Here is a 26,544-nt window from a genome sequence, read left to right on the forward strand (position 1 = left end):
CGTCGCTGCCAAATGGGAGGCTGCCGCACGGACAGCCGAAAAATTAGATAATTGCATGTACCTGCGCGCGCGGTTGCATAGGAGCGGTAACCAACGAAATTTCAGCAACATGGAGCGCGAGCAATTGCCGCGGCCGATTGCCAGCAGCGCGTTCCACCCGATAACCAAAGCTCAGACCCGTTAACCGGCCACGCGCGACCAGCGCTGCGACTTTGCGGCCCATTTCTATATCCGCAGATAGCGAACCAATGACCCGCAAACCGCGCCGATCTTCCCGCGCATAGTTGATCGTGCCGATGCGCTGATTGGGTTGATGTTGCCACAATAGGGGCAAGGTTTGACCTTTTCCCAAGGCTCCAAATGCACCGGGCCGAATAACATCACCGCCCGTGTCGATATGATTGAAAATTGCCGCATAGCCGGCAAAGCGAAGCGCCGTCATGTTACCAGATTGGCAAAGCCAAAACGCATCGCAATGGCGATTAGTAAAATGGCCAGAGCACCGCGCACAATCCAGGTGATCGCCGCTTTCCAGGCGCTGGCCTTAGCATCGCGCCAAGCCTGCAGTAATTCGCGCAGCTCATCGAGATCCCCTTGGGCCTTATGGTCGGCCAAACCAAGCCGGTCGAGCACGCGCTCTGCACCGCTGTCCGTGGCTTCTTCCACAATCGCCCGCAAGGTGATCAAATCCGCACCATCGCCTTCTGCCTGGGCAATTAGCCGCGCGAGCATTTCTTCATTCAACATATGACTGTCCCTTTTTTTCCTATGCGGGTGGGGCGTCATCAATATTCAATATCGCCCGCTTCTCTTGGGGTGAGAGAAAATCAGCACCGCTAATCTGTTGCCAAAACCGTTCTCGATCTTCCGACAGTGCCGGAATCTGATCACGGTCAACGGCCAGTTGGGCATCTGGCCACCAGCTGCCAAGAGCGCCGGACAAGGCAGTTAAAATCTTGCCGGCCAAAGGCAAGATGGTGAGCCGCCACAATGCCCGATTGGCTTCCCGATAATTGGCGTAACTATTGTCCCCCGGCAGCCCGAGCAACATTGGCGGGACGCCAAAAGCCAAAGCAATTTCTCGCGCCGCGGCGGCTTTTAAAGCAACAAAATCCATATCCGCTGGCGACATGCCCATGGATTGCCAAGTCAGTCCGCCTTCCAGCAGCATCGGCCGGCCGGCATTTTCTGTCCCGCCAAAACTGGCTTCCATTTCGGCCCTGAGCCGATCAAATTGCTCCGCTGAAAGCACCGAGCCATCCGGCCCCGGGTCAAAAACCAGCGCGCCAGAAGGTCGAGCGGCATTTTCCAGCAAGGCCTGGTTCCAATGCGATGCCGCATTGTGCACCGCTACCGCTTTACCAGCAGCCCCGAGGCAACCCAAACCATAATGGTCATCGGTCGGATGAAAGGCTTTGATATGGACAATTGCGGGTTGGCCCATGTCATCTTTCGCCGCAAAGCGCCGAAGATGCTCTCCAGCACGATAGGAATAAGCCGATGGCCAACCTTTTTCATCCGGTTCAATCGTCACCCGATCGGGCCGCAAGGCAAATAACTCAGTCGGTTGCCCATCGATACCGGCGATGATCTGGACATAGCTATTGCCATGCAACAAGAGATGCGCGGCAATGGTTTCGAGAAGCGATTGCCCGGCATGCACCGCTTGGATTAACGCAGCCAATTGATCCGAACTGGATAAAAGCGGCGCTCCGCCAACCCCTTCAGCAACAATCCGCACGGCCCGCTGCGAAACAGCATTGTCGCGATAGGCTTCCCGCACTTGCCCTTCATAAGAAAAGGGCGTTGGTCTAGTTAAAGCTGCCCGCCCATAAGTTCCGATATAATGGCGATCCATGGGGACGCGCGCGCGCTTTCCCTGGCCCTTGAACGCCAAGGCCAGTTGATTCCAAAATTTCATGATATGTCCTTGTTAGAAATTAGCATGCGTTTGATCAGCGCGATGAGAACCGTAAGCGCGGGATCCGGCGGCGGCGCAACATTAGTTCCGACAATGCGTAGACCAACGCATCTGCCCGGTCTGGCGAACGCCCCGGTCCAGCATATCCACCGCCGATGAGCAGCCCGCACAGTTCATCCTCGAGACGCGGGAAAGGTTGCTGGTGAACAACCCGACCCGCTTCATATAGTGCCGCTATAGGTTCCGCTCTCACCACTTTTCCGCGGGTTGCGTGGACCAATGAGACCGGCAAATTAATATCAGCCGCGTGAAGGACCGACTTGACCATCAAGCCGCCTTGATTGGCTTCTGCGATCACCCGGTCCGCCCTCCAGCATGCGGCGGCTTCGGCAACCGCTTTTGCCCAGGTTTCCGGACTTGCTCTTTCCACACTGTGATCCGCCAGCACGACAGCTTTCCTATCGGCGCGCAATGCGGTGACAATAATCCCGCAAGCATCGCCGCTTTGCGAAGCCGGTGGATCGACGCCAATGATGATACGGTTTAGTCCAGCTGCGTCCTCGCCTCTCATTTCTTTATCGCTACCGGTTGATGTCCGATCGCGACGCGAATTTTCGATCATTGCGCGTGTCCATAATGCGCCTTCCAGTTCCGCGAGCAATTCTCCTTCCAGTTCCTGACGCCCCAATCGTGAGCCTTGATAATCGCGATAAATTGCCGTGATGAAAGCGGTAGGCAAATGACCAATATTATCAATCGTCCGGCCGCGCGTTATGATGATATTTTCATCGCGCACCAATTTGCGGATCAGGGCTACGGGTTTGGGTGTCGTGGTCGCTGCAATTTGTGGGCATTGTCCGATACGCATTCCCATTTTCAAATTGTCCCAAGTGGCTTCTGCTTGCCCCATATTGTTGAACCATTTGGCGATTTCATCACACCAACTATGGCTATGTTGGGGACCGCGCAGTCCCTCCGGCTCGGAGGCCGAATAAAGAAATGCGCGCGCGCCATTGGGCCATTGCAACCGTTTCAGCGAAGGCTGCCAATCTGGCCGCATGTCGGGCGCAGCAATAGATAATAAGCCGCTTTCCCCTTCCACCATGACCTTGCGGGTTTCGGCATAGTTGGCGCCAACCAAAGCAAAACAGGCCTCACCGTCGGCTTCGGCAATCGCGCGCACCCACTCTGCTCCGGCCCGGGTCTTACCAAATCCCCGCCCCGCCATGATCAGCCAGGTTGACCAATGGCCAGGCGGGGCCAATTGTTCTTTGCGCGCCCAATAATGCCAAGAACGCTCGTAAATCAACCGATCCCGACTGCCCAATTCACCCAGGAAACACGCCCGTTCGTCTGCTTCGAGATTGGCAATATCCACCGCATATCTAACATCATTCGTCATATGCTACGCCATTTTGGGTTGCCGCATTTGGATCGGAACCGGTTTGCTGAGCGCGCTGTTTTTCTGCCCGAAAGGCACCCAGTCGGAGATTTACCTGTTTGAGTTTTTCTTCCAACTGATCATGCGCCTGCTCCGGATGAGCCGCTAGTTCCACTTTGGCGGCGCGCACTGAAGCGACCGATTCCTTATGCATGCGGAGCAATTGCAAGGCGGTTTTATGATCATAATCACGGGCAGCTTCGACCAAATGGCCTTGATAATAGATTTTGCGCTCAACACCGGTACGCGCGCGCTCCAACATCTCCATCTCGAGAAGATCATATCCTTCGACCAATGCCTTTAACCAAGCCGCCGCAAAATCCGGGTCATTATCTCTCCAGAAATGTAAGGTTGAATTGGCAATACCGGCAACTTCCCGCGCTTGCCGCACGCTGGATGAAATCGCGAGATGATCGAGAAAAATCTGCCGCTTTGCCGCTTTATGATCTGCATAAATAGCAGGACTATTTTGCAAGGATTTTGCTGGATCTACCATAATTTTCCTTTCGCCCCGTTGCTGGACGCAAAAAGGGCCGCAGCGCTAGACGATAGGATCGGGCGAATTTGGCCTGTCCCGTCAATCAAAGCCGCTCGGCCCGAATCACAATTTTCTGATATTGCCCTCTTGTACCTAAAGAGCGTTACGATGTCAACTTATTTTACCTATTTGGTACATTATTTTCGACAACATTACCGCCCGACTGTCCCATAGAAGGCCCTCGTCAAGAGGGCATTTAGGATTTGGCGGCAGCCAGAACCTCTCGATAAATATCGGCTTTTTCGTCAATTTTTAGCCGCTCAGCAGGCTCCAACACCATGTGCTGCGCCAAGGGCAAACCGGTTTCACTATTGAATAAGGCCGATTTTTTCAGCGCCGGGTTAAACTGGGCTTTTATCGACCGAACCAACAGGTTCCACAACATACCAGCCATATGCACGGTTTTCACTTTGCCGAGATTGCCAACCGCCGAGCCAGTGGCAACATGTTCGACATCGGTTCCCAAAATAGCATCGATTTTCTGTTGGTCAAAACCAGCTGTGATCAAAGACAAAAAGGGAAAGCGGGTTGAATTCAATGTGTTCGCAATTGGTGTTTTGCAAGTGGCGCAATACCAACGCAACAACGGCCCTCCGGTGACCGAAACACAGGCCAACTGATCCTGACCTGCTGACAAATGAAATTTCACCGAATCCATTTGATAGACATGCGTCCCGGCATGATCATCGAGCATTATTTTTTCTTGTCCGAGAAAATGAGCAAAAGCCTGGCAATCATGACAATGGCAAATCAGACGGCGGCCGGTGGGTGGTGCCGTTTCCTTCACGTGCCCTTTAATAGCGCCACAAGCGCATTGGAAATCAATTGCCGGCCCTAGCCTTTGCGCTGCTGACATGATTTGGGCTCCTTATATTCATCTGTCGGCAAGCCTGCCAATCACCATTATAAATCTTTCAGTCCGGCGCTTTCTATGACTTGATGCCTCATATATTCGGACGCCATATCCGCCAATTCGCGTCCCAAATGCCAATCCAATATTTGCATATCGGGAATAATCGGAGGATTAACCAAAATATCGTCTTCACCGAGCATTTCTTTTGACGCCATGCGGCTAGCCACCACCATGGATCGCGACATAATCTCGACAATAGATGGAAATTCCGCTTCCCGCTTGCGGCGCAATATCACATCTTTCATCAAGGTCCATCGGCCGCGAATATCATCATAGTCGACGTCCGTGCGCCATATCTCATCGGGATCACCCAGCGACACCACAATATTGGGACCGGTTTTCAGTCCATGCATGACTTTGACCGGCACATTATCAAGCACACCGCCATCAACCAATATATTGCTATCGCGATCGATAAATGGCGGCAATATAGTTGGCAGCGATCCGGAAGCACGCACCGCTTCCCATAAGGGTCCACGCCGATGCACATGCAAACCATTGGTTGATAAATTGGTCGAAACACCAAAGAAATTAATCGGCTGATCGGCAATATCCTTGGTGCCATAACGAGTCCGCAATTCGGAATCGAACACGGTGGGGTCAAGCAAAGAATAAAGCGGCAATGTCAAACGCCGCATTGCCTTGGCCTGGATAAACATGGCTTCCATTTGATCGAGCGTTTCTTCGACTGTCATGCCGCGCGCAATGGCCCCGCCCATCGCAGCGCCGGCACTCGCGCCGCCGATAAAATCAATCGGAATTTCAGCATCTCTCAGCGCCGCGACAACACCCAGATGCGCGCAGCCCAGCGCGCCGCCGCCCGCCAACACCAAGCCAATCGCGCGGCCCGTCAAAAAGCGCGCGACTTTGTTAAAGTCCGCGGCATCGTCCAGCGCCATATGATGGTGCAATTGCGGTGCGCGCGGATCGATCCACTGCGCGCTTTTGCTAATCACCGTGCTGGCTTTGTCACGAATCAGCAAAAGCGTCCGTTGCAATGGCGCTATCCATTGCATTGCTTTTTGTTCCATCGCATTGGGCTGTGGATCCGCTTGGCCTGGCCGGCCGACCATCACCAAAGCATCGGCATTGCGGCAGACTTGTTCGCCCCATTGCGATGTCCCGCTACCGTCGATCAAGACATAGGCGCCTTTGGCTTCTTGTTCCGCGAGCCAGCTTTGATAGGCCGCGCCATCGGCTGTCTCATTGGTGGCTTGGTCCACAGCAACAACTGGGATATCGGACGGGAGAACGGCCTCGAAAGCAGCGCTGAGGCGGCTGAGCAAGCCATCTGGTAGCTGACCATTGCCTGCTGGAATTAAAGCGATGACGCGCGGGGTGTTGCTCGACACCGCTCCGGCGCGGCTCGTCGCCACCACCAAACGTTCGGATACCAGCTTGAGCATCGCTTGGGTTAGTTCAGGATGGGTTTTGGCAATGGTATCAAACGCATTTCGGGATATTTTCAGGACGACGGAATCGCGGGTCGCGATCACATCGGCGGTGCGTTTGCCGCCCGCGAAAAATGCCAATTCGCCAAGCGCCTCTCCCGCTTCTATGTGCGCGACAATATGGGCTTTGTTGACGACGACCCGGAACCGGCCGGATTCTACAAAATATAAGGCGTCGGCGTCATCGCCCTGCGCCACCAGCCGCTCACCACCGATTATCGGTTTGAGCGTGGACGCGGATTCCAGCGACTTAACCGCAGCATCGGAAACGCCGTCAAACAGCGCATGGCGGGCCAGATTTGGACCGGAATCTGGTGTTTTCTTCATCCCATCCCCCAACAGATGCGACCCTGTTTAGCGCCTTATCTGCCCTTGCTTGCAGAGAATCAATGGCTTTCCCATCGCTATTCCCTTGCCCGGGTTAGATTATCCGCACCGCGGGCCCTGTGTAAAAGCGCTATGTCAGCGTGCAAATCAGTCCGCGATTGGGCGCAACCTTATTGGCCAACATCTCCAGATAAGCATTTTGCAAACTATCCAGTCCCGATAAGTGCTCCACCGACAAATGGCCCGAAACCGCCGTGACAAATGCCGCAAATTGCGCATCAACTTTGGCACGGAAATCAACCGGACCTATTTCCTTCATCAACGATTCCGCGGCAGTTGGTGCGAAAAACAAAATGGGCTTAGGCCCTTTAAGTTCGCCGTCGCCGCCGCGCTCTTCAAAATGGGTTGCGCCGACAAGCGAACTGAATTTCAACCTATCTCCCCAATGATCGTGAATGGCTGCCAAGACTTTGCTATTCCCAGCAAAGTCGACGGAAACCGTAGCCTGATCCGCATCCGCCTCAGCGAGTTGATCATAGGTCAGCACCTCATCATAAAGGCCCGTCGCCGCGACAAAAGCGCTATTGCCGGGAGAGGTTAAACCAATGCGCTTAATCTCAGGGCTAAGATTTTTGGCAACCACCGCCAATCCCAAAGCGGTTTTTGACGAAGCGCTGGTCAACAATAACGCTTGCGCGCCATGCCAATCGCTTTTGCGCATCATGTCTTCGATTAGAAAACTCGTCGTAAACAAAGGTTGGTAGAGCGCCCGTTCTGCTTCCATTTCTCCGCTCTCCTGACCAAGGCGATGATATTGATTATAAATAATCGCGAGACCTTGGCGATGCGCCGCGCTGTCGACAAAGCCGGCGTCGGTCACATTGCCTGGCGCTACGACCAGATGACTGGCCATCGGCAAATAGCCATAGACACGCTCTCCCACTGCAATGCCCTCCACATGAGACGCAGCAACTTTGGCAAAGCCCCAGACCGGAACAATGCCCCATTGGTCATCGCCAGTGGGAAAGAAATTCCAATATCCAAAGCCATCGCCCACGGCGGCATAGGTAATATTATTGGCGGTCAGCGCATATTTTTCAATTTCCAACAGCAGCTCGCCTTGAGCAAGCGGCGGCAAGTCCGTGTTTTGCCAATTGCTTTGCGGAAGATCGGTCTTTTTTACCCAAAGGCTGTTCACTTGTTCACTCATATGCGCTGCTCCATCTGATAGAATCATTCGATTGCTTTTGATTATATAATTTTATCATAGGCTTTCGTGCCGGATTGGCAAAAGCATTTGCCAAAAACAGCCTGCCTGCTAATCCTGTCGCCATTGTCTTAAAATGACCGGGCCAATCCGGCCTGAAAATTCTGCGCAATAACCGCGCGCACGGGGAGATTTTTAGTGAGTACAGCGCCAGTTTCCGGGTTTGAAGCCGCAATCCAGCCCGTCACAAATGTGTCCGATTTTATCTGGGGTGGCACCTGGAATGGCGAAGCGGTCATCACCCTCGCAGGCCAACCCATTCCGCCCATGGTCATCATCCTGTTAGGCGCTGGCATTTATTTCATGATCGGCTTGCGCGGCTATCCGCTGCGCCGCCTCTTTCCTGCTCTTGCTGGCTTGTTCAAAAAATCCGATGGCAAGGGTGCTGGCGAAATTTCCCCTTTTGCTGCCCTGTCGACGGCCTTGTCCGGTCAAGTGGGTACAGGTAATCTGGCCGGGGTGGCCACCGCCATTACCCTAGGCGGGCCGGGTGCGATATTCTGGATGTGGGTCACTGCCTTATTCGGCATGGCGCTGGCTTTTGCCGAAGGATCGCTGGCCGTTCGGTTCCGCGAAAAGACCGCAGATGGCGTTTATCGCGGCGGACCGATGACTTATATTAGTATTGGCTTGGGACCGAAATGGACCTGGCTAGCGGTGCTCTTCTGTTTGGGCGCTCTGTTTTCCGCCTTGGTAACCGGCAATGGCATACAAGCCAACAGCCTCGGCGATAGCGCCAAAGAATTATTTGGCGTCGAAGAATGGATTGGCGGCGCAATCGCTGCCGTTGCCGTATTTGCGGTGATTGTAGGCGGCATTAAGTCGATCGGCAAAGTGGCAGAAACCATTGTTCCGTGGATGGCCGGAGCCTATCTGGTGATGGCGGTTATCGCCTTGCTGATAAATTTGCCTTATCTGCCGGAAACCTTTTCACGCATCTTTGCCGGAGCATTTGGGTATGACGCCGCAGCTGGCGGTTTTCTAGGCGCGATGATCATGATCGCGATCAGGGCCGGCGTTGCTCGCGGGCTATTTTCTAATGAAGCCGGTCAAGGCTCGACCCCGATTGCGCATGCCGTGGCCCAGACCAATGACCCGGCAGCGCAGGGCCGGTTTGCCATGATGGGCACGTTTATCGACACAATTGTGATCTGCACCATGACCGCTCTGGTCATGCTGACCGTCGCTGGCGATTTTACCGCCACCGATGCCAATGGCGTGGAACAAGCAGTTGCTCATGCCTGGCAATCGGACCTAACGGGTTTCGCCATGACCTCTGGCGCTTATGCCGCCGCATTTCCTTTCGAACTTTTCGGTATTCCCATTGGAACGTTAGTCGTTTCCGTTGCACTGATCCTGTTCGTTTTCACCACTTTGCTAACCTGGAGCTATTATGGCGAGCGGGCCATTACTTATCTCTATGATCTGCTGCCTGGAGCGACGCTCAGCGGTGAAAAGAAACTGCATTTCATCTGGCGGGTCTTGTGGTGCGTGGTCATTTTCTTTGGATCTTTCGCGCCATTGCAATTGGTCTGGAGGCTTGGCGATATTTCCAACGCAGTCATGACACTACCGAATATTGTCGCGCTGCTCGCCTTGTCAGGCGTGGTCTTTGCGCTGGCCAAGGGCAATCGAACGGCGGGCACAGACCATGGCCGAGAAACACCAAAAGAGCTGACCGAGGACATATCCGGTGCCGCCGGCCATTGATTTGAATTGGCTATCAATGGCCCACTGGGCGCCTGAGGATCGATAAATGCTCAAAAAACTCTATGACTGGATGCTCGAAAAAGCTGGGCATCGGCACGCGACCAAATGGCTCGCCGGTTTCAGCTTTACCGAATCCAGCTTTTTCCCGATTCCGCCCGATGTATTGCTCGCGCCCATGTGTCTCGCCAAACCGGAAAAATCATTCTGGTATGCGCTCATTTGTACCATTGCATCAGTAACCGGAGCACTGCTCGGCTATGCCATTGGCTTTTTCCTGTTCGAAACAATCGGAATTGCCATTTTGGACTTTTACGGCATGGGCGATAAATTTGATGCATTTGCACAAAATTTCAATGAACAAGGCTGGATAGTCGTCTTGCTCGCCGGCTTTACCCCATTGCCGTTCAAGGTCATTACCATCGCCGCAGGCAGCACGGCCATGCCGCTTTATGTTTTGATTTTCGCAGCCATAATTGCGCGTTCCGCCCGCTTTTTCTTGGTAGCCGGATTGCTCCGTTTTTTCGGACCGCCGATGAAAGACTGGATCGACAAGAATTTTGCGTTGGCCACGACCGTCGGCGGGATATTATTTGTCGGCGGGTTTGTCGCCGTAAAATGGTTGATTTAAGAGCTTTTGGCGTGGAACCGAACCGCCATTTCCCGCCTCCGCTGAGTGGATAAAAACCGGAATGAAGGCATTGCGGTTTGCTTTTTCTTCTGGCGCACGAATAAAATATTTCTAGCGATTATTCGGGCAGTTGCTTAAACGCATTTGATGAGCACGCGACAAGTTTCAAACAGCAACGATCCTGTGATCGAGCATATCAGCCAACTTATCGAACCGATGCAAAGCGGTGAGAAATCCAAAGACCAGTGGCGCATCGGTACTGAGCACGAAAAATTTGTTTATTGCACCACCGATTATCATGCTCCCAGCTATGACGAACCGGGCGGGATTAAAGACCTGCTTCTGGCTTTGCAGGAATTTGGCTGGGAACCGGTAATCGAAAATGACAAAGTCATCGCCATGGCGGGAGATGATGGGACTGTCAGTTTGGAGCCCGCGGGACAACTTGAATTGTCAGGCGCACCGCTCGAAAATTTGCACGAAACCTGCAATGAAACCGGTCGCCACTTGCAACAGGTCAAAGCCATTGGCGCCAAAACCGGCAAAGGCTTTCTCGGCCTCGGCATGTGGCCCGATAAAACCCGTGAAGCGCTACCGATCATGCCTAAAGGGCGCTATGGTATCATGTTAAACCACATGCCAAAGGTTGGCAATCTGGGCCTCGACATGATGCTGCGGACATGCACGATACAAGTGAATCTCGATTATTCCAGCGAAGCAGATATGGCCCAGAAATTTCGCGTTGGCCTGGCCTTGCAACCCCTGGCGACCGCCTTATTTGCCAATTCTCCCTTCACCGAAAACCAGCCAAATGGTTTTGAAAGCTTCCGCAGCCATATCTGGTCCGATACCGATCCGCATCGCACCGGCATGTTGCCTTTTGTATTCGATCCCGATTTTGGCTATGAACGCTATGCAGAATATATGCTCGATGTACCGATGTATTTTGTCTTTCGCGATGGCCACTATATTGACGCAGCCGGACTGAGCTTTCGCGATTTTCTCAAAGGTGAACTGTCCGTCTTGCCGGGCGAAAAACCGACAATGGCAGATTGGAATGATCATCTGTCAACGGCCTTCCCCGAAGTGCGTCTGAAAAGCTTTCTGGAAATGCGCGGCGCCGATGGTGGTCCATGGAACCGGATTTGTGCGCTTCCCGCATTTTGGGTTGGCTTGCTTTATGACCAGAACGCATTGGATGCCGCGTGGGATCGCGTTAAAAACTGGTCGATGGAAGAGCGCGAAGCCTTGCGCAACGGGGTTCCCAAACAAGGCTTGTCGACCCCTTTACCCAATGGCGGAACAGTGCTCGATCTGGCTGGTGAAATTCTGGAAATCGCATCGGCGGGCTTGACCGCGCGCGGCCGCCTCAACACCAGCGGTGACAATGAAAGCGGGTTTCTCGATCCTTTGCGCGACGTGGTTGCCAAAGGCAAATCACCGGCGGCGCAATTGCTCGATCGCTATCATGGGGAGTGGCAAGGCGATCTGTCACATATTTATAACGAGATGAGCTTTTAGGCGCCCAGCACGCGGCAAAAAATCCGATTTTGTCACGCATTTGTCACAGTGCCGATCGATTCTACCCGTTTAAACGGCTTAACAGCGCCGTAAACTTGACCAGACAGCCTGCGACGCTCAGAGATTTTTTAACGGAGACGTGCACATCTCCGCATTCCAAATCTTTAATTTTGCCGGAGACTATAGTCATGCGCCGTCACCCCCAAACCGCCATTTCTCGATTTGCACTTATCGGAGCCCTGGTTGCCGGTGGCTTTGCTCAACCGCTTCTCGCGCAAGAAAACACCGCAGCCGAGACGGATCAACTGGGCACCATTGTTGTGACAGCACAACGACGGGAAGAAAATTTGCAAGATGTCCCGCTGTCCATTTCCACATTGAGTGAAGACAAGTTGTCGGCCATCGGATCCGGCGGGCAAGACGTTCGCGCTCTGTCTGCACGCGTCCCCAGCCTGGTGGTGGAAAGTTCTTTTGGTCGGACATTTCCGCGCTTTTACATTCGCGGTCTCGGCAATACAGATTTTGATTTTAACGCCGCGCAACCGGTCAGCTTAGTCTATGATGATGTCGTTCTGGAAAATCCTATTCTCAAGGGCTTTCCGGTTTTTGACCTCGATCGGGTGGAGGTGCTGCGTGGCCCGCAAGGCACTTTATTTGGTCGCAACACGCCGGCCGGAATTGTCAAATTTGATTCTGTTAAGCCGAGCAATGATCTAAATGGCTATGGCAAAATCAGCTATGGCCGTTTCAATGCGATAAACGCGCAGGGCGCCGTGACCCTGCCGCTTGTGGATGATATTCTATCCTCGCGTATTTCCCTATTATATCAACGGCAAGACGACTGGGTTGATAATGTAAACCCATCCGCACCGGAGAATAACGCCTTTGAAGGCTATGACGAATTTGCCGTGCGGGCTCAGCTGATGTTCACACCAAGCGACGAGCAAGAATTGCTTCTGACCGGTCAATATCGTGATTTGGACGGCACCGCGCGGGTCTTCCGCGCCAATATTTTCACGCGGGGTCAATCTGGTCTCAACGCGGATTTTGAACGCGATGAAGTTGCCACGGATGGCCAGAATGAACAAAATGTGGAAACCTATAATATAGCGGCGCGCTATACCCATGATCTGGGACCGGTATCACTTATCTCGGTCACCAGCTTTTGGGGCGGTGATGCGTCTTCGGTCGGCGATGTAGACGGCGGCTTTGGAGCAAATTTCTTGCCACCCGCTTTGTTCGGGCCCGGCAATATTCCGTTCACCGCAGAAACCCAAGACAGCGTCCCGTTTCTCACCCAATTTACGCAGGAATTGCGGTTGGAAAGCAATGGCGAAGGCCGCTTTAACTATCAGGCCGGCGTGTTTTATTTTGATGAGAAACTGCGTATCGACAGCACGAATTTTTCAACGCTTGGGGATCCGCTCAATGCTGTGGGTGGGCCGAATATTTTCGTTCGCCAACGCCAGCAAAGTGAAGCCTTTGGCTTATTTGGTGCGGTTAGTTTTGATATTACCGATCAGCTGACATTGGCGGGCGGCCTGCGCTATAATAATGACGAACGTGATTATAGCGTTGTGCGCTCGCAGGACACGCAATTTCCTACATTTTTGCAAAACCCGCTTGGTACGGTGACCCGGTCGGTTGATGATGACAATGTGACCTGGGATGCCAGTGTGACCTACGCTGCCAGCGATGATGTCAATCTCTATGCCCGAATCGCTCGAGGCTATCGAGCGCCCAGCATTCAAGGCCGCATATTATTTCCACCCGCGACAGCAACGCCCTTGGAAGACGGCGTTACAATTGGTGATTCAGAAACCAGCCAATCCTATGAAGCCGGTGTCAAGGCGACCATTTTGGACGGGCGCGGCCGGATAAATCTCAACGGCTTTCTGTATAATCTCAACGATGCACAGCTCACCGCTGTGGGCGGTGGAATCAACGCTAATCGATTGATAAACGCCGATAATGTTCGAGGATATGGGTTTGAATTGGATATGGAATTCAAGCCAGTACCGGCGCTGTTGCTGACCGCCGGGCTGAGCTATAATAATACCGAGATCCAGGATGATGGATTGACCACAGCCGCTTGTGGTGCGACCCGCGTCGACACGTTTCCAGACGTCTCCTTATGCACTTTGCTCGACCCGATTGTGACTCCAGCCGCTCCATTTTCAGCGGCCATTGTCAATATTGACGGCAACAGCTTGCCGCAAAGCCCGCGTTGGATTGCCAATTGGACGGCCGCTTATAGCATCCCGGTCGGATCAGGCGAAGTCTATGCTTATACCGATTGGTCCTATCGGTCGAAGATCAACTTCTTCCTCTATGAATCCGTCGAATTTCAGGATGGTGGTCAACTCGAAGGCGGTTTGCGGATTGGTTATAAAACCGACCGGTTCGATTTTGCAGGCTTCGTTCGTAACTTGACCAACGACCAATCCGCAGTGGGCGCGATTGACTTTAACAACCTCACAGGCTTCGTGAATGAACCACGCATCTGGGGTATTGAAGCCGGGATCAGATTTTAGTTAGAAATCGAAGGCGCTTTGGTCTGCTTTTTCATCATGAGCAGCGGCCGTGCGTTCGGCCTCTTCCACGCCTTCCAGATTGGCCAAGGTTAATCCCAATAGCCGAACGCCATTTTCAACCGGCATGATCCCAGCCAAAAGTTCGCGCCCCATTTCGGCAAATTCTGCTTTGTCTTTGACATTGCGTTCCAGCGATTTGGAGCGCGTAATCTGACGGAAATCAGCATATTTGGCCTTAAGTGTGACCGTCCGCCCTCGCGCGCCGGAATTCTCGATGCTGTTCCAGACAATATCGATGATTTTTTCCATGGCATTTTCCAAATCCTGGTCACTAACCAGGTCATCGCCATAAGTCCGTTCCCCGCCGACGGATTTGCGAATCCGGTTCGGTTTCACCTCGCGATGATCGACACCGCGCGAGGCCCGAAACAAATAGCCTGCTGATTTACCGAAATGCTCGCGCAGAAAAGCTTCGCTTTGCGCGCGCAAATCCGCACCGGTATGGATATTCAATTTGGCCATGCGCTCCGCCGTTTTGGGCCCCACACCAAAGAAACGCCGGACTGGAAGCTGGGCCACAAAATCGGCGCCTTGATGCGGTTTGATAACACAAATCCCATCAGGTTTATTCTGATCCGACGCGATTTTGGCGATGAACTTATTGTAGCTCACCCCCGCACTGGCGGTTAAATTCGTTTGCTTCTTAATTTCTGCCCGGATCATTTCTGCAACCCGCGTCGCATTGCCAATGCCCTGTTTGTCTTGCGTCACATCAATATAAGCTTCGTCCAGCGATAGCGGTTCTACCAAATCGCTATGGCTGCGAAATATCGCCCGAATTTGCTGTGACACTTCGCGATAAACATGAAAACGATGCTTCACAAAAATCAAGTCGGGACAACGCCGTTTCGCGATCACCGAAGGCATGGCGGATCGCACGCCAAATTTACGCGCTTCATAGCTCGCTGCGGCAACAACGCCGCGCGCTGCTGATCCGCCAACCGCTACCGGCTTGCCACGCAATTCGGGATGATCGCGTTGTTCCACGCTGGCAAAAAAAGCATCCATATCGATATGAATGATTTTGCGGATGCCAAGCTGCTCTGTCATCGCTGTGCTTTGGCGGCCTCGCGATAGCGCGCAATTATCGCATCGGGAACTGCCAGCCTTTTCAAGGCAGGAAAGCTCGCACGCGCTCCGCAGCTAATATAGTCATCATCGGGCAGCTGATCCTCTGCGCGCAATTTCCCATTGCGATAAATATCAATCTGTCCTGAAGAATAGCGAAGAACCGGATAGCGGCGCATTTTTCCATCCACCTCCGCGGTAAGACTGTACCAACCGGACAGAGGGTCAAATCGCAAACCATCAACATCTAAATTGCATATATGCGCATTGGCACCAATCGCCTCTCCATAAGCGCGTAAACTGCCATTGAGATTACGGGTTATCAAAAGACTTGATCGCGCTGCTCCGGCCAAGATCGGCGTCAATTGAACAAAGCTCTGCGATTGGACCAACTCTTCCGTGAGCGGCAAAACCTCTTCCACAAAGAGAGCCTCTTCGTCAGCGGCCAACCAATTTGATTCTCCCAAGAGACCGATTAGCTCGCCTTTCCGTTGATCATAACTTTCCCGCAAACAATCGGAGAGATATTCTTTTGCCGCACAGCTATTGCGGCGTTTGAGCCAAGCTTTTTGATCCGCTTTTGCTTTGCGATTCCCTTTACGGACCTGGCTATAGAGCGCAGATATTTGCCGATCCAATTTGCGCAATTGACTATTATACTCACCGCAAATTTCGCGTTCGACCTTTGTGGCGGCTTGATCGCATCTGAAGGAGGGCTGATCAATTTCTTCCGCAGCCGATGCAGATGCCATGAAGATCAACCAGGTCTCAGGCAATAAAATCACTTTTTCAGTCCCACCGGCGAGAAACACAGCGCCCATGTTAGTGGCACGCTCAAAATGCGTTAGCTGACGGGGACTGATGATTGTTTGATTTAAAATTGCCCCAGTTACATCGGCATCGTAAAAGTTAAACCGACTTATATCGGCAAATGCCAAGTTGGTCCCGCGTGCGCTAATACCATCCCGAGACAATGGGCAGCCATCACTGACCGTGATTCCGCAATCGAACAGAAAGCCCGTCAAATCGGCGCCATCTATGTTTAACTGCCGGACATCTCCATCCCATCCCCCGTCCAATTTGCCACTGGACCATGTTGCGCCTTTGGCATTGACCCGCAAAAACCGGCTATTGCGGATCAGAATATCCTGCATTTTAGCACCGGACATATTGGCTGCTTCTGCATTGCTATTGATAAACCCAAGGCCAGGAGCCGTCATATTGCTCCAATTGGAACGGCTTAAATCCACATCCACAAAACAAATATTCGACAATTTTGTGCTGCTGAAATTCCAATCTGAAAAATCACCACCATTAATCGTGATTGTTTCATTGCCCGCTTTCTTGGAATATTCAGCAAGCTGCGAAGGAGATTTTATCCCTGCCCCGTCATAGGATTGCACCATATTGTTGTTCGACGCTCGGTGATGGCTTCTGGGCTCTTGATCATAGCTATATTGGCAACCCGGCAAAGGCGGTGTCGGAATTTGGGCAGCAGCGGGAGAGGCACACAGGAACCCCAATGACAATATGCCCCAAAATTTACTGCCGAATTTCAAACTCTTCTCACTCCGTTTTTCTCGCTCGAACAGCGACCAGTAGCATTTTCACCTATAGCCATGATGAATATTAGTTGCCATAGCCCGACGGTGCAAAACAAGTCTCTCTCTTTCCCGATTGGCCGTGTCGAACTCATCATCCTTATGGCGAGTTTGATGGCACTGAATGCGCTCGCTATTGATATCATGCTGCCCGCTTTGGGGCTCATTTCTGATGACTATCAACTTGCCGGAGAAAATGACCGGCAGTGGATCATCACCTCTTATATTTACGGGATGGCAATCGGTTCCATTATTTACGGATCGCTAGCCGATCGCTACGGCCGCAAGCCAGTTCTGCTCACCACCACTGCAATTTACATTGGTTTTGGAATTTTGTGCGCTTTTAGCGAAAATTATGATCTGCTCTTGCTTTCTCGCTTTATCCAAGGATTAGCAGCATCAGCCATGGGCGTGCTGGCCAATAGCATCATCAGGGATCGCTACGAAGGGGACGCCATGGCGCGGACCATGTCGACAATCATGATGGTGTTTATGGCCGTCCCGTTGATGGCACCGATGCTGGGTCAGCTGGTCCTTCTCTTTGCACCATGGCAGATGATCTTTGTCGTCCTGTCATTATGCGGTGCCCTGGCATTTTTTTGGGTATTGGTCCGTCTTCCCGAAACGCTAGATCCTGCGGACAAGACGCCGATAAATCTACAGTCTGTAACCCATGCCTGGACCAGCGTTATCACCCATCGCAATGCAGTGGGGCATGTGATTGCGAGCGGGCTGATGATGGCACCGCTATTTGCCTTTATCGCCTCGTCACAGCAGATATTTTTTGACCGTTTCGGCGCGGGAGATCTGTTTGTATTCATCTTTGCGATCAACGCGCTTGCGATGGCTTTGGGAAATTTCATTAACAGTAGGATTGTTATGCGCTTTGGCGCGCGCCGGGTCTCCCAAGCGGCGCTCTTCTTCTTTATCTTACTCTCGATTATCCATTTGACCGTGACCTTGGCGGGCGCGCTTTCGCTCCCATTATTTGTCGTTCTGCTGGCTCCGGCCATGGGCATGGTGGGATTTACTGGGGCGAATTTCAGTTCCATCGCAATGCAGCCTTTTGGCAAAATGGCGGGCGTGGCTTCTTCCTTTCAAAACTTTACCCGAACCCTTGTATCAGCTGCGATTGGCGGGGTTATTGGGTTACAATATGATGGCACCACATTGCCGCTGGTCATCGGATTTTTCCTTTGTGGTTCTGCGTCTTTGCTGGTCATATTATGGGCCGAGAAAGGCGTTCTTTTTCGCCATGTTCAGACAGCTGTAACCAAAGGCCCGGTAGGCACGAAAGAATAGATATCTTAGGAAAGATTTTTATGAAAAAAATGCACATATTAAAAGCCAGCATCTTAGCCACGGGGTTACTCGTTGCCACGCCATCGATCGCCGCGGAACCCATCACCGGCAACTGGGTGACCGAGGATAAGGATGCGATCATCAAAATCGGAAAATGCGGCAATACTATTTGCGGCCGCATTCACAAATTTTTAGTGGCACCTCCCAATGGCCTTGATCAAAAAGATATCAACAATCCCAATAAAAAGCTTCGCAGCAGAAAATTGCTCGGAATTGCTATTTTGTCAGGATTTCGGCCAGACGGCAAAATCTGGCGGGGAAAAGTATATGACCCGAAAAGCGGGAAAACCTATCGCTCAGAGGTTAAGCTATTGTCCCCAACAAAGCTGAAAATGAAAGGCTGTATCGGACCTTTTTGCCAAGGGCAAAATTGGACTCGTGCGCGATAATATCGCACTTTTCTGAGCTATTTCTGCATCGCCCTAATCCAGCTATCGAGCAAAGCAACGCCTTCCTCGTGCACCAGAGATCGGCCCACTTCGGGCATAGCCACGCCTGGTTCGAGGCTTTTGAGCCGGTACATCATAATGCTTTGATCCGGTTGCCCTGGTGCGATGGAAAATGCCAGACCGCCGCTTCCTCGGCCCGCCGCCACTGGTCTTTTTCCCACACCCAGATGGACCGGTTGCGCTTCTTCATAGGTCAGGAATAGTCCGCTATTGCTCGCCGAGCCTTCGCGATTGTGGCAGTGAGCACAATTAATATCCAGATACGCACGCGCCCGACTCTCCAGTGGCATGGCTTCATCTGCATAGTCAGCAATAGGTTGATACCGTTCCGATCGCTGATCGAGCAGTGCATTGCTGGCTAATATATCCCATGTGTCATGCGTAAGATTGCGCGCTTTTGGACCAATTGGAGTCACTGCGCCCGACAGCGCATGACATTCCTTGCACTGATTTTTATTCGGCACAGCATAGCTAATCTCTCGTTGTTGCCCGGAAGGATCCGTAAACCGCACCGGAAGTCTTTTACCCGCAACTTTCAGAATAGCTTCGGTTTGCTCAGTATTCCAGACATAGGGCAATGCCACCCAACCCTCAGCACGATGCAGCAAAACGCGTGTTTCCAACAAGCGCTCTTGTCCATCGATCTTATAGCCGAAACTTTTGATCAATGCAGAACCAACAGGGAATTGAAGCAACCCTTCCCCATCAGCGATCGCCTGCTGCCCGGCGGGGATATAGATGTAGCGATATTTGTCCGCATAGTCGGTAAACAAAGCGCTGTTCAGCCTATAGAGCTGGACACCTTGATTGGGCTTGCGGCCAGCTGCATCGGTAAAAAACCCAAATTCAGACAGGCTTTTCGGCATGGCTTTTGAATTGATGACCGCATCCCTTACCAATGATCTGCTCGGTTCGGTCGCCGCACTCACCGCGATACTGACGGTAGATAGAGCAAGGGCCGCAAGTAAGATGCGCATTATTGCAGAGCCGCCTCCATCGACGCTGGCAAGACAATCGGAGACAATGCAACCGTTTCTCCTGCTTTATATATTTTGTCGATTCTGGGCTTCGCTTCCAATGGAGATTGACCGACTTTGGTGAGCCCCAGGCTCAGCACCGCCACACGGTCATTCACGATCAGATCTTTACCCAGTTCATCATAAATGACGCCTGGCAACGCACCGCCAAAAGCAGCAGCCAGCTGTTTTCCTCCGGTAAAGTCAGGAGCAAAGCCGGCCCGGCCATATACATTGTCGGCAATAAAAACCTGACGTGGTGTCGGATCGTAATTGGGGTCGTCATAGCTTTGAGTATAAGCCACAACCATGACATTGGTCGTCCCGTTATTAATCATCGCATTTTCAACAATTTGAACATTGCGATTGGCCATGACCATCACGCCGGTGCCCGCAGGGACACTCGCGACAATATTGCCTTCTGGCGCAAAATTATCGGTATTGTTGTTGATAATGGCATTACGCGCCACCAACACATTATGGCCGCCCATTTGCGGCAAATTTGGTAAATCGAATACCAATATGCCGCCCGTATTTTCGGTTACGAGATTTTCGGTTACTTCCGCATCAAAGCTATTTTCAATTTCAATGCCGGCAACATTTTGGATAGCGGTATTCCGACGCACAATGATATTTCTCGATTGGCCAACATAAATGCCGGCATCAGAAGCCCCTTTTACAACGCTGTCCTGAACCAATATGTCGCTCGCTTCGACTGGATAAATCCCATAAGCGCCATTGCTCGCCTTTGGGCCGCCCGTCCACTCCACTCGTATGGCGTGATAGACGATCCGGTCTGCGCCTTTGGATTTTATGCCGTCGCCTTTGCTGTCTTCCACCGCGAAATCGCGCAAAACAACGTCATCAGATGTCACCAGTAATCCCTCGCCTGCGCCCAGTTGGCCAGCAAAGTTGAGAATAGTCTTGTCCATTCCTTGTCCACGAACCGTCACTTTATCGACGTCAAGGGAAAGCCCATCAGTAAGCGAGAAATTTCCCGACCCCAATTCCACAACGTCACCGGGCTCTGCCAATATGAGCGCCTCTTGCAGACGCTCTTGCGCGTCATCCCCTGCTTCAACAGCTATGGTCTTCGCCATTGCGGGCATCGCGCAACATAAAGCGGTGGCAACAAGTAAAGTGCGGATCATATTTTCTCTCCCATTGTCGAGGATAATGACTCAATTTTGGCCTTTTGCCAAGGAGATTGACAGTTATGTCAGTAAGCCAAAAGAAAGGGACAGTTTTTTTGTTTTGCTTCTGCGCGGATATCTAGAATTTTTGCCGGCAAGACAATGTCACAGCCTTTCGCTGTTACCCGTTAGCCAATATCCAATCGACCGCAGCATCCGCATGAATTTCGGTGCTGTCATATATGGGAAGGATGTTGGCTTTTGGATCCACAATCATCGCCAATTCCGTAGACGCCAGAACGACCGCGTCGACATCTTGTTTTGCGATGTCAGTGATGAACGTTTTTAGCGTGCGCTCGGAATCGCGCGTGACTTTGCTAAACATCAGTTCTTCATAAATAATCCGATCGATTTCTTCGACACGGTCTTCATTGGGCGGAGTGAGGGTAATGCCTTTGCCGACAAGACGCTTACGGTAAAAGCCCTCGGTCATCACATTGCGCGTACCAATTAATGTGGCTGTCTTTGCCCCATCTGCGATCATTTTATCACCAACCACATCAGCAATGTGAAAAATCGGTACCCCAACTTCCGGGGCAACTTGCTGGTAAATTTTGTGCATCGCATTTGAGCAAATCAAAATAGCGGTAGCGCCCGACTGTTCCAGCCGCTTTGCCGAACGCGTCATCAACCCTGCAGCAGCATCCCAATCATCATCCGATTGCAGGCGCGCATAATCATTGAAATTGACACTTTCAATCAACAGATGCGCGCTGGCAAACCCGCCAAGCTTGCGCTGTATTTCGCTGTTGATGCGACGATAATAACTTTCGGTAGAAACCCAAGACATACCGCCGATCAAACCAATTTTACGCATCAATACTATCCCTGACAAAGTGACTCGCTTTGCCAGAATCAGTTCTGGCTAGAGCGATTTGACGATATCCTCGCACATTTTCTTAGCATCGGACAACAGCATCATCGTCTGATCCATGTAAAATACTTCATTGTCGACGCCAGCATAACCGACGCCGCCCATTGAACGCTTGATGAAGAAGATCGTCTTGGCTTTATCAACATCAAAAACCGGCATGCCGTAAATGGGCGATCCCTTGTCGGTTTTGGCCGCCGGGTTGACCACATCATTGGCCCCGATAACAAAGGCGACATCAGCTTGAGCAAATTCGCTGTTAATATCTTCTAGCTCGAACACTTCATCATAAGGCACATTGGCTTCAGCCAGCAGCACATTCATATGGCCTGGCATCCGGCCCGCGACCGGGTGAATGGCATATTTGACGCTGACGCCTTCTTCTTTGAGCATGTCGCCCATTTCCCGCAAAGCATGCTGGGCCTGGGCCACTGCCATACCATAGCCGGGAACGATGATAACATTTTCGGCTTGCTTCATCATATAAGCGGCGTCTTCGGCGCTTCCGCGTTTCCACGGACGATCAATCTTCTCAGCCCCTTCCGATGGCCCGCTGTCGGCACCAAAGCCGCCCGCGATCACGCTGATGAAGCTGCGATTCATAGCCTTGCACATGATATAAGACAGGATTGCACCAGACGAACCGACCAGCGCGCCGGTGATGATCATCGCGGTATTGCCCAGAGTAAAGCCCATTGCCGCTGCCGCCCAACCGGAATAGCTGTTCAGCATCGAAACGACGACCGGCATATCGGCGCCGCCAATGGGGATGATCAGCAAGAATCCAATTATAAAAGCCAATGCAACAATGATCCAGAAGACCATGGCAGTTTCAGCCGTTGGCAGGATCGCGAAATAGGCGGTCAGGCCAATAATAGCCGCCAACACGCCTAAATTGATGACATGACGCCCTGGCAGCATGATTGGTGCACCGGACATATTGCCGTTCAGCTTGAGAAAAGCGATGACAGAACCCGAGAAAGTAATCGCGCCAATAGCGACGCCCAGGCCCAGCTCCACACGGCTGATAACCAAAATTTCTCCGGCTGCGTCCACAATGTTAAAAGCGCCCGGATTCAAATAGGCTGCGATACCGACCAATACCGCCGCCATACCGACCAAACTGTGAAAAGCCGCCACGAGTTGCGGCATATCGGTCATCGGAATGCGCCGAGCGATAATGAAACCAATCGCACCGCCAATAGCAATGGCCACACCAATTTCCGGCAGGCTGGCAATATCATGGGTGACCAAAGTCGTGACAACGGCAATCAGCATGCCGATCATGCCATAGCGGTTGCCTGCCCGACTGGATTCCGGCGAAGATAGACCGCGCAGGGCAAGAATGAACAGGACGCCAGAGACCAGATAGGCCACTGCCACCCAAGGATTAACCGCTTCGCCAGACGCTGCCATTGCTGGCGTGGCAAAGAATAGCGCCGCTGCGCCCCCCAGTAACGTGCGCATTATTTGCGCTCCTTTTTCTTATACATTGCGAGCATCCGCTCGGTTACGGCAAAGCCGCCAAATATGTTCACGCTCGCCAGAACAACGCCGACCAGTCCAAGCCATTTCGCGGTCTGACCACCATCCGCTTGCGATCCTGCGGCCGCGGCTATAAGCGCGCCCACAATGATCACCGAACTAATTGCGTTGGTCACTGCCATTAACGGCGTATGCAGCGCCGGTGTCACCGACCAAACCACATAATAGCCTACAAAACAGGCCATCACGAAGATTGAAAGTATAGAAATAAAATCCATTTTATGCCTCCTAGTTCGCCAGAAGGCGCTCATTCACAACTTTGCCGTCTTTGGTCAGCCGGATACCAATCGTCACTTCATCATCATCGGGCAATACTGGCCGCTTGGCTTCTTCATCCCAATAAGCGCTGAGGAAGTTGTAAAGGTTGCGGGCAAACAAGGCGGAACTATCCGCGGCCATGGTCGATGGCATATTGTTGGCGCCGAAGATTTTGACCCCGTGCTTCTCAACGACTTTTCCTGCAACCGCGCCTTCGACATTGCCGCCTTGTTCCGCGGCCAGGTCAACTATAACGCTGCCGGTACGCATGGCGGCGATTTGAGCATCGCTAATCAGGCGCGGGGCCGGACGTCCGGGAATCAGTGCAGTGGTGATCACGATGTCCTGCTTGGCAATATGCTTGGATACCAGTTCGGCTTGCGCCTTCTGATATTCCTCACTCATTTCCGTTGCATAGCCACCAGTGCCTTCACCTTCGATCCCGGCCACATCTTCAACGAAAATCGGTTTCGCGCCGAGTGATTGGATCTGTTCTTTGGTTGCGGCCCGCACGTCGGTTGCAGAAACTTGCGCACCGAGACGCCGAGCCGTTGCGATAGCCTGCAAACCAGCAACGCCTACGCCCATGACGAAGCATTTGGCCGCACTGACTGTACCGGCAGCTGTCATCATCATCGGAAAGGCCCGACCATAATGGGACGCCGCTTCGATCACAGCCTTGTAGCCAGACAGGTTGGATTGCGAGGATAGAATATCCATCGACTGTGCGCGGGTAATCCGCGGCATGAATTCCATCGCCAAAGCATCAATGCCGAGCCCGGCATATTCGTCAACCCGCTCCCGCTCGCCAAAAGGGTTCAGGCTGGCAACCAGCCATGCGCCCTTTTTCATCCCTTTGAGGGATTTGGGTGCCGGACCCTGTACACCCAGAACAATGTCGGCATCTTTTAGTGCCGCTGCTCTGGTGCCAACAGTGGCGCCGGCGGCTTCATAATCTGCATCCGCTATAGAAGCGGAAATACCCGCTCCTTTTTCGATCGCCATCGTAGCGCCCAGTCCCGTGAACTTCTTTACCGTTTCCGGAGAAGCACTAACCCGCTGCTCACCGTCGGCGAGTTCTTTCAATACCGCAATTTTCAAGGATTATTCCAATCAGGTGACAAGAAGGATGATGACCAATATTGTCACCAGAGCAGTGATGATCGTTCCCACTTTCAACCAAGAAAGAAAACGACCATAAGTTTCTTCTGCAGATTTCATATTATTGTCAGAAGCCATGATTCCTCCACATATTCGAATAAAGATTGGGTGTGCTCTAACCATATATATCGTATCGCTCAAGGCCTCGCAGCCGGATTTCTCCTAATAAGAGTGATAGAAAATATAGGCCCTTCTTAATCGGGTCTTTACCCCTCGCTGTTACAGAATTGGTTCATTCTGGCACATATGGGATAAAAATGGCTCAAAACGGCACAAAATTGCTGATGCTAATCGATGATGAACCGGCGCAATGTCGGTTAATCTCCGCTCTCGCATCGCGGGCTGGCTATCGCACGATCTTTGCAAGAGATGCAGAGACGGCCATTGCCACCTTAGGCACACAAGATGGCATGATGCTGGATGCGATTATATTGGATCATTGGGTACCAGGCTCAGAAGCGACCGAACTCATCGCCGAATTGAAATCCCGCCGGCCCGCATTGCCGATCTTAATGCTAACCGCCGTAGGATCGATCACCGAAGCAGTTGATGCTGTGCGAGCAGGGGCAACCGACTATCTTATTAAACCTGTGGCGCCTGAACAAATGCTTCAAGCCCTGACTGCGGCGGTGGAAAGCTCAAAAGAATCCGGAGAACTTCAACCGCTTTCAGAGAAAATCTCTGCACCTCTGGAATTTGAAGAAATTGTTGGCGCAGCGCCCGCTTTTCGCGCCGCTCTCGCCATAGCAGCCAAAGCGGCCCGAGCGCGGGTTCCGGTTCTCATCGAAGGCGAAGGGGGCGTCGGTAAAGAAGTGATCGCGGATGCTATTCATGCTGCGAGCCCACGATCCAAACTTCCCATGCTCAAAGTCAATTGCGGAGCCATTACAGGCAATTTGCTCGACTCGGTTTTATTTGGGCATGAAAAAGGCGCTTTCACTGGAGCCTTTGATCGCAAAATCGGTCTTTTGCAACAAGCAGAAGGGGGCACAATCTTCCTCGATGAAGTGGATCGTATTCCGGCAGAAACACAAGTCCGGTTGCTCCGTTTTCTAAAATCTTCTGAAATCCAGCCACTGGGAAGCCCGAACAGCTTCCAGATCGATGTGCGGATTATCGCGGCGACCAATCGGTCGCTCGATCAAGAAGTGAAAAAAGAACGATTCCGCGAAGATCTCTATTATCGTATGAATGTTGTCCAGCTGACCATTCCGCCATTGCGTGACCGCACTGGCGATATCCCAGCCTTGGCCCGGCATTTCCTGTCGCGACTGGCTTTGCAACCCGGCTTGCGCAGCCTGGGTATCACCGATGAGGCGCTGAACCTGCTGCGCAGCTATCAATGGCCGGGCAATGTCCGGCAACTGCAAAGCGTGCTGTTCCGCGCTGCTGTCATGTGTGATCGCGACGCGTTGACCTGTGACGAATTCCCGCAAATTTCATCCTTTGTTGCCGAATCGGGAGATTCCCAACAGCAATTGACCAATAGCCCAGAAGGTATTGGCATTACTTTATATTCTGAAGATGGCAATTTGCGGCCTTTGGAAGAAATTGAAGCGGATGTTATCCGTTTGGCAATTGGTCACTATCGCGGCCGGATGACCGAGGTTGCCCGCCGACTGGGCATCGGGCGGTCCACCCTCTATCGCAAATTGGCCGATCTTGGGATTGATAACGCCGCATAATACCACTTCAGAATTGAACAGCTG

The 26,544-nt window shown here is 52.3% G+C and carries 24 protein-coding genes; 7 read left to right on the plus strand and 17 right to left on the minus strand.

The genetic code is table 11. The annotated features are described in order from the left end of the window. Positions 1–43 precede the first annotated feature (43 nt). The 8 genes from ABJU74_RS05555 to ABJU74_RS05590 all read right to left on the minus strand — a co-directional run bounded on the left by ABJU74_RS05555 (position 44) and on the right by ABJU74_RS05590 (position 7,828). Entirely contained in the window at positions 44–442 is a 399-nt protein-coding gene (locus tag ABJU74_RS05555; protein ID WP_348383170.1) for an HK97 family phage prohead protease, read from the minus strand. After that, positions 439–747 (minus strand): DUF6127 family protein, encoded by a 309-nt coding sequence (locus ABJU74_RS05560; RefSeq protein WP_348383171.1) that lies wholly within the window; start codon positions 745–747, stop codon positions 439–441. The genes ABJU74_RS05555 and ABJU74_RS05560 overlap by 4 nt, the downstream gene beginning before the upstream one ends. 19 nt (positions 748–766) lie before the next feature. Beyond that, a complete protein-coding gene (locus ABJU74_RS05565; RefSeq protein WP_348383172.1) occupies positions 767–1,921 on the minus strand; it encodes a phage portal protein in 1,155 nt (384 codons plus the stop codon). Positions 1,922–1,955: 34 nt separating this feature from the next. Continuing rightward, positions 1,956–3,323 carry a terminase family protein gene (locus ABJU74_RS05570; RefSeq protein ID WP_348383173.1) on the minus strand — a complete coding sequence of 456 codons (1,368 nt, stop codon included), beginning with the start codon at positions 3,321–3,323 and terminating at the stop codon, positions 1,956–1,958. After that, the gene (locus tag ABJU74_RS05575; protein ID WP_348383174.1) at positions 3,313–3,858 is read right to left on the minus strand and encodes a hypothetical protein; all 546 of its coding nucleotides are present in this window, start codon (positions 3,856–3,858) and stop codon (positions 3,313–3,315) included. Before ABJU74_RS05575 ends, ABJU74_RS05570 begins: the two co-directional genes overlap by 11 nt. 238 nt (positions 3,859–4,096) lie before the next feature. Further along, entirely contained in the window at positions 4,097–4,756 is a 660-nt protein-coding gene (locus tag ABJU74_RS05580; protein ID WP_348383175.1) for a DUF6151 family protein, read from the minus strand. Between the two features lie 47 nt (positions 4,757–4,803). Continuing rightward, the gene (locus tag ABJU74_RS05585) at positions 4,804–6,591 is read right to left on the minus strand and encodes a cyclic nucleotide-binding and patatin-like phospholipase domain-containing protein (RefSeq protein WP_348383176.1); all 1,788 of its coding nucleotides are present in this window, start codon (positions 6,589–6,591) and stop codon (positions 4,804–4,806) included. A 130-nt stretch (positions 6,592–6,721) separates the two neighbouring features. Continuing rightward, positions 6,722–7,828, minus strand: a complete 1,107-nt coding sequence (locus ABJU74_RS05590; protein ID WP_348422665.1) for a DUF2855 family protein — start codon at positions 7,826–7,828, stop codon at positions 6,722–6,724. A 168-nt stretch (positions 7,829–7,996) separates the two neighbouring features. Here ABJU74_RS05590 and ABJU74_RS05595 point away from each other — a divergent pair, with 168 nt between their 5' ends. The 4 genes from ABJU74_RS05595 to ABJU74_RS05610 all read left to right on the plus strand — a co-directional run bounded on the left by ABJU74_RS05595 (position 7,997) and on the right by ABJU74_RS05610 (position 14,251). After that, positions 7,997–9,568 (plus strand): alanine/glycine:cation symporter family protein, encoded by a 1,572-nt coding sequence (locus ABJU74_RS05595; RefSeq protein WP_348383178.1) that lies wholly within the window; start codon positions 7,997–7,999, stop codon positions 9,566–9,568. Positions 9,569–9,614: 46 nt separating this feature from the next. Then, positions 9,615–10,196, plus strand: a complete 582-nt coding sequence (locus ABJU74_RS05600) for a YqaA family protein (protein ID WP_348383179.1) — start codon at positions 9,615–9,617, stop codon at positions 10,194–10,196. A 147-nt stretch (positions 10,197–10,343) separates the two neighbouring features. Then, entirely contained in the window at positions 10,344–11,717 is a 1,374-nt protein-coding gene (locus tag ABJU74_RS05605) for a glutamate--cysteine ligase (RefSeq protein ID WP_348383180.1), read from the plus strand. Between the two features lie 188 nt (positions 11,718–11,905). Beyond that, positions 11,906–14,251 carry a TonB-dependent receptor gene (locus tag ABJU74_RS05610; RefSeq protein WP_348383181.1) on the plus strand — a complete coding sequence of 782 codons (2,346 nt, stop codon included), beginning with the start codon at positions 11,906–11,908 and terminating at the stop codon, positions 14,249–14,251. Here the strand turns inward: ABJU74_RS05610 and dinB are convergent, their stop codons facing one another. Further along, positions 14,252–15,361 carry a DNA polymerase IV gene (gene dinB, locus ABJU74_RS05615; protein ID WP_348383182.1) on the minus strand — a complete coding sequence of 370 codons (1,110 nt, stop codon included), beginning with the start codon at positions 15,359–15,361 and terminating at the stop codon, positions 14,252–14,254. Further along, entirely contained in the window at positions 15,358–16,938 is a 1,581-nt protein-coding gene (locus ABJU74_RS05620; protein ID WP_348383183.1) for a hypothetical protein, read from the minus strand. The genes dinB and ABJU74_RS05620 overlap by 4 nt, the downstream gene beginning before the upstream one ends. Before the next feature lie 63 nt (positions 16,939–17,001). Here ABJU74_RS05620 and ABJU74_RS05625 point away from each other — a divergent pair, with 63 nt between their 5' ends. Continuing rightward, positions 17,002–18,282, plus strand: coding sequence for a multidrug effflux MFS transporter (locus tag ABJU74_RS05625; RefSeq protein WP_348383999.1), 1,281 nt, complete (start codon positions 17,002–17,004; stop codon positions 18,280–18,282). A 20-nt stretch (positions 18,283–18,302) separates the two neighbouring features. After that, the gene (locus ABJU74_RS05630) at positions 18,303–18,731 is read left to right on the plus strand and encodes a DUF2147 domain-containing protein (RefSeq protein WP_348383184.1); all 429 of its coding nucleotides are present in this window, start codon (positions 18,303–18,305) and stop codon (positions 18,729–18,731) included. 17 nt (positions 18,732–18,748) lie between these two features. Here the strand turns inward: ABJU74_RS05630 and ABJU74_RS05635 are convergent, their stop codons facing one another. The 7 genes from ABJU74_RS05635 to ABJU74_RS05665 form a co-directional block, all read right to left on the minus strand. After that, complete coding sequence (locus ABJU74_RS05635; RefSeq protein ID WP_348383185.1) at positions 18,749–19,768, minus strand: SO2930 family diheme c-type cytochrome; 1,020 nt, start codon at positions 19,766–19,768, stop codon at positions 18,749–18,751. Further along, the gene (locus tag ABJU74_RS05640) at positions 19,768–20,958 is read right to left on the minus strand and encodes a parallel beta-helix domain-containing protein (protein WP_348383186.1); all 1,191 of its coding nucleotides are present in this window, start codon (positions 20,956–20,958) and stop codon (positions 19,768–19,770) included. Before ABJU74_RS05640 ends, ABJU74_RS05635 begins: the two co-directional genes overlap by 1 nt. A gap of 163 nt (positions 20,959–21,121) precedes the next feature. Beyond that, the gene (locus ABJU74_RS05645) at positions 21,122–21,817 is read right to left on the minus strand and encodes an amino acid racemase (RefSeq protein ID WP_348383187.1); all 696 of its coding nucleotides are present in this window, start codon (positions 21,815–21,817) and stop codon (positions 21,122–21,124) included. Positions 21,818–21,865: 48 nt separating this feature from the next. Next, positions 21,866–23,287, minus strand: a complete 1,422-nt coding sequence (locus ABJU74_RS05650; protein ID WP_348384000.1) for an NAD(P)(+) transhydrogenase (Re/Si-specific) subunit beta — start codon at positions 23,285–23,287, stop codon at positions 21,866–21,868. Positions 23,288–23,337: 50 nt separating this feature from the next. Further along, a complete protein-coding gene (locus ABJU74_RS05655; protein ID WP_066743604.1) occupies positions 23,338–23,634 on the minus strand; it encodes an NAD(P) transhydrogenase subunit alpha in 297 nt (98 codons plus the stop codon). A gap of 10 nt (positions 23,635–23,644) precedes the next feature. Further along, positions 23,645–24,775 (minus strand): Re/Si-specific NAD(P)(+) transhydrogenase subunit alpha, encoded by a 1,131-nt coding sequence (locus tag ABJU74_RS05660; protein WP_348383188.1) that lies wholly within the window; start codon positions 24,773–24,775, stop codon positions 23,645–23,647. Positions 24,776–24,787: 12 nt separating this feature from the next. Beyond that, entirely contained in the window at positions 24,788–24,913 is a 126-nt protein-coding gene (locus ABJU74_RS05665) for an aa3-type cytochrome c oxidase subunit IV (RefSeq protein WP_348383189.1), read from the minus strand. 179 nt (positions 24,914–25,092) lie between these two features. Between ABJU74_RS05665 and ABJU74_RS05670 the strand changes: the two genes are divergently transcribed. Further along, positions 25,093–26,520, plus strand: coding sequence for a sigma-54 dependent transcriptional regulator (locus ABJU74_RS05670; protein ID WP_348383190.1), 1,428 nt, complete (start codon positions 25,093–25,095; stop codon positions 26,518–26,520). Positions 26,521–26,544: the final 24 nt, after the last annotated feature.

The organism is Parasphingorhabdus sp. (genome assembly GCF_039982415.1).
GTDB lineage: Bacteria > Pseudomonadota > Alphaproteobacteria > Sphingomonadales > Sphingomonadaceae > Parasphingorhabdus.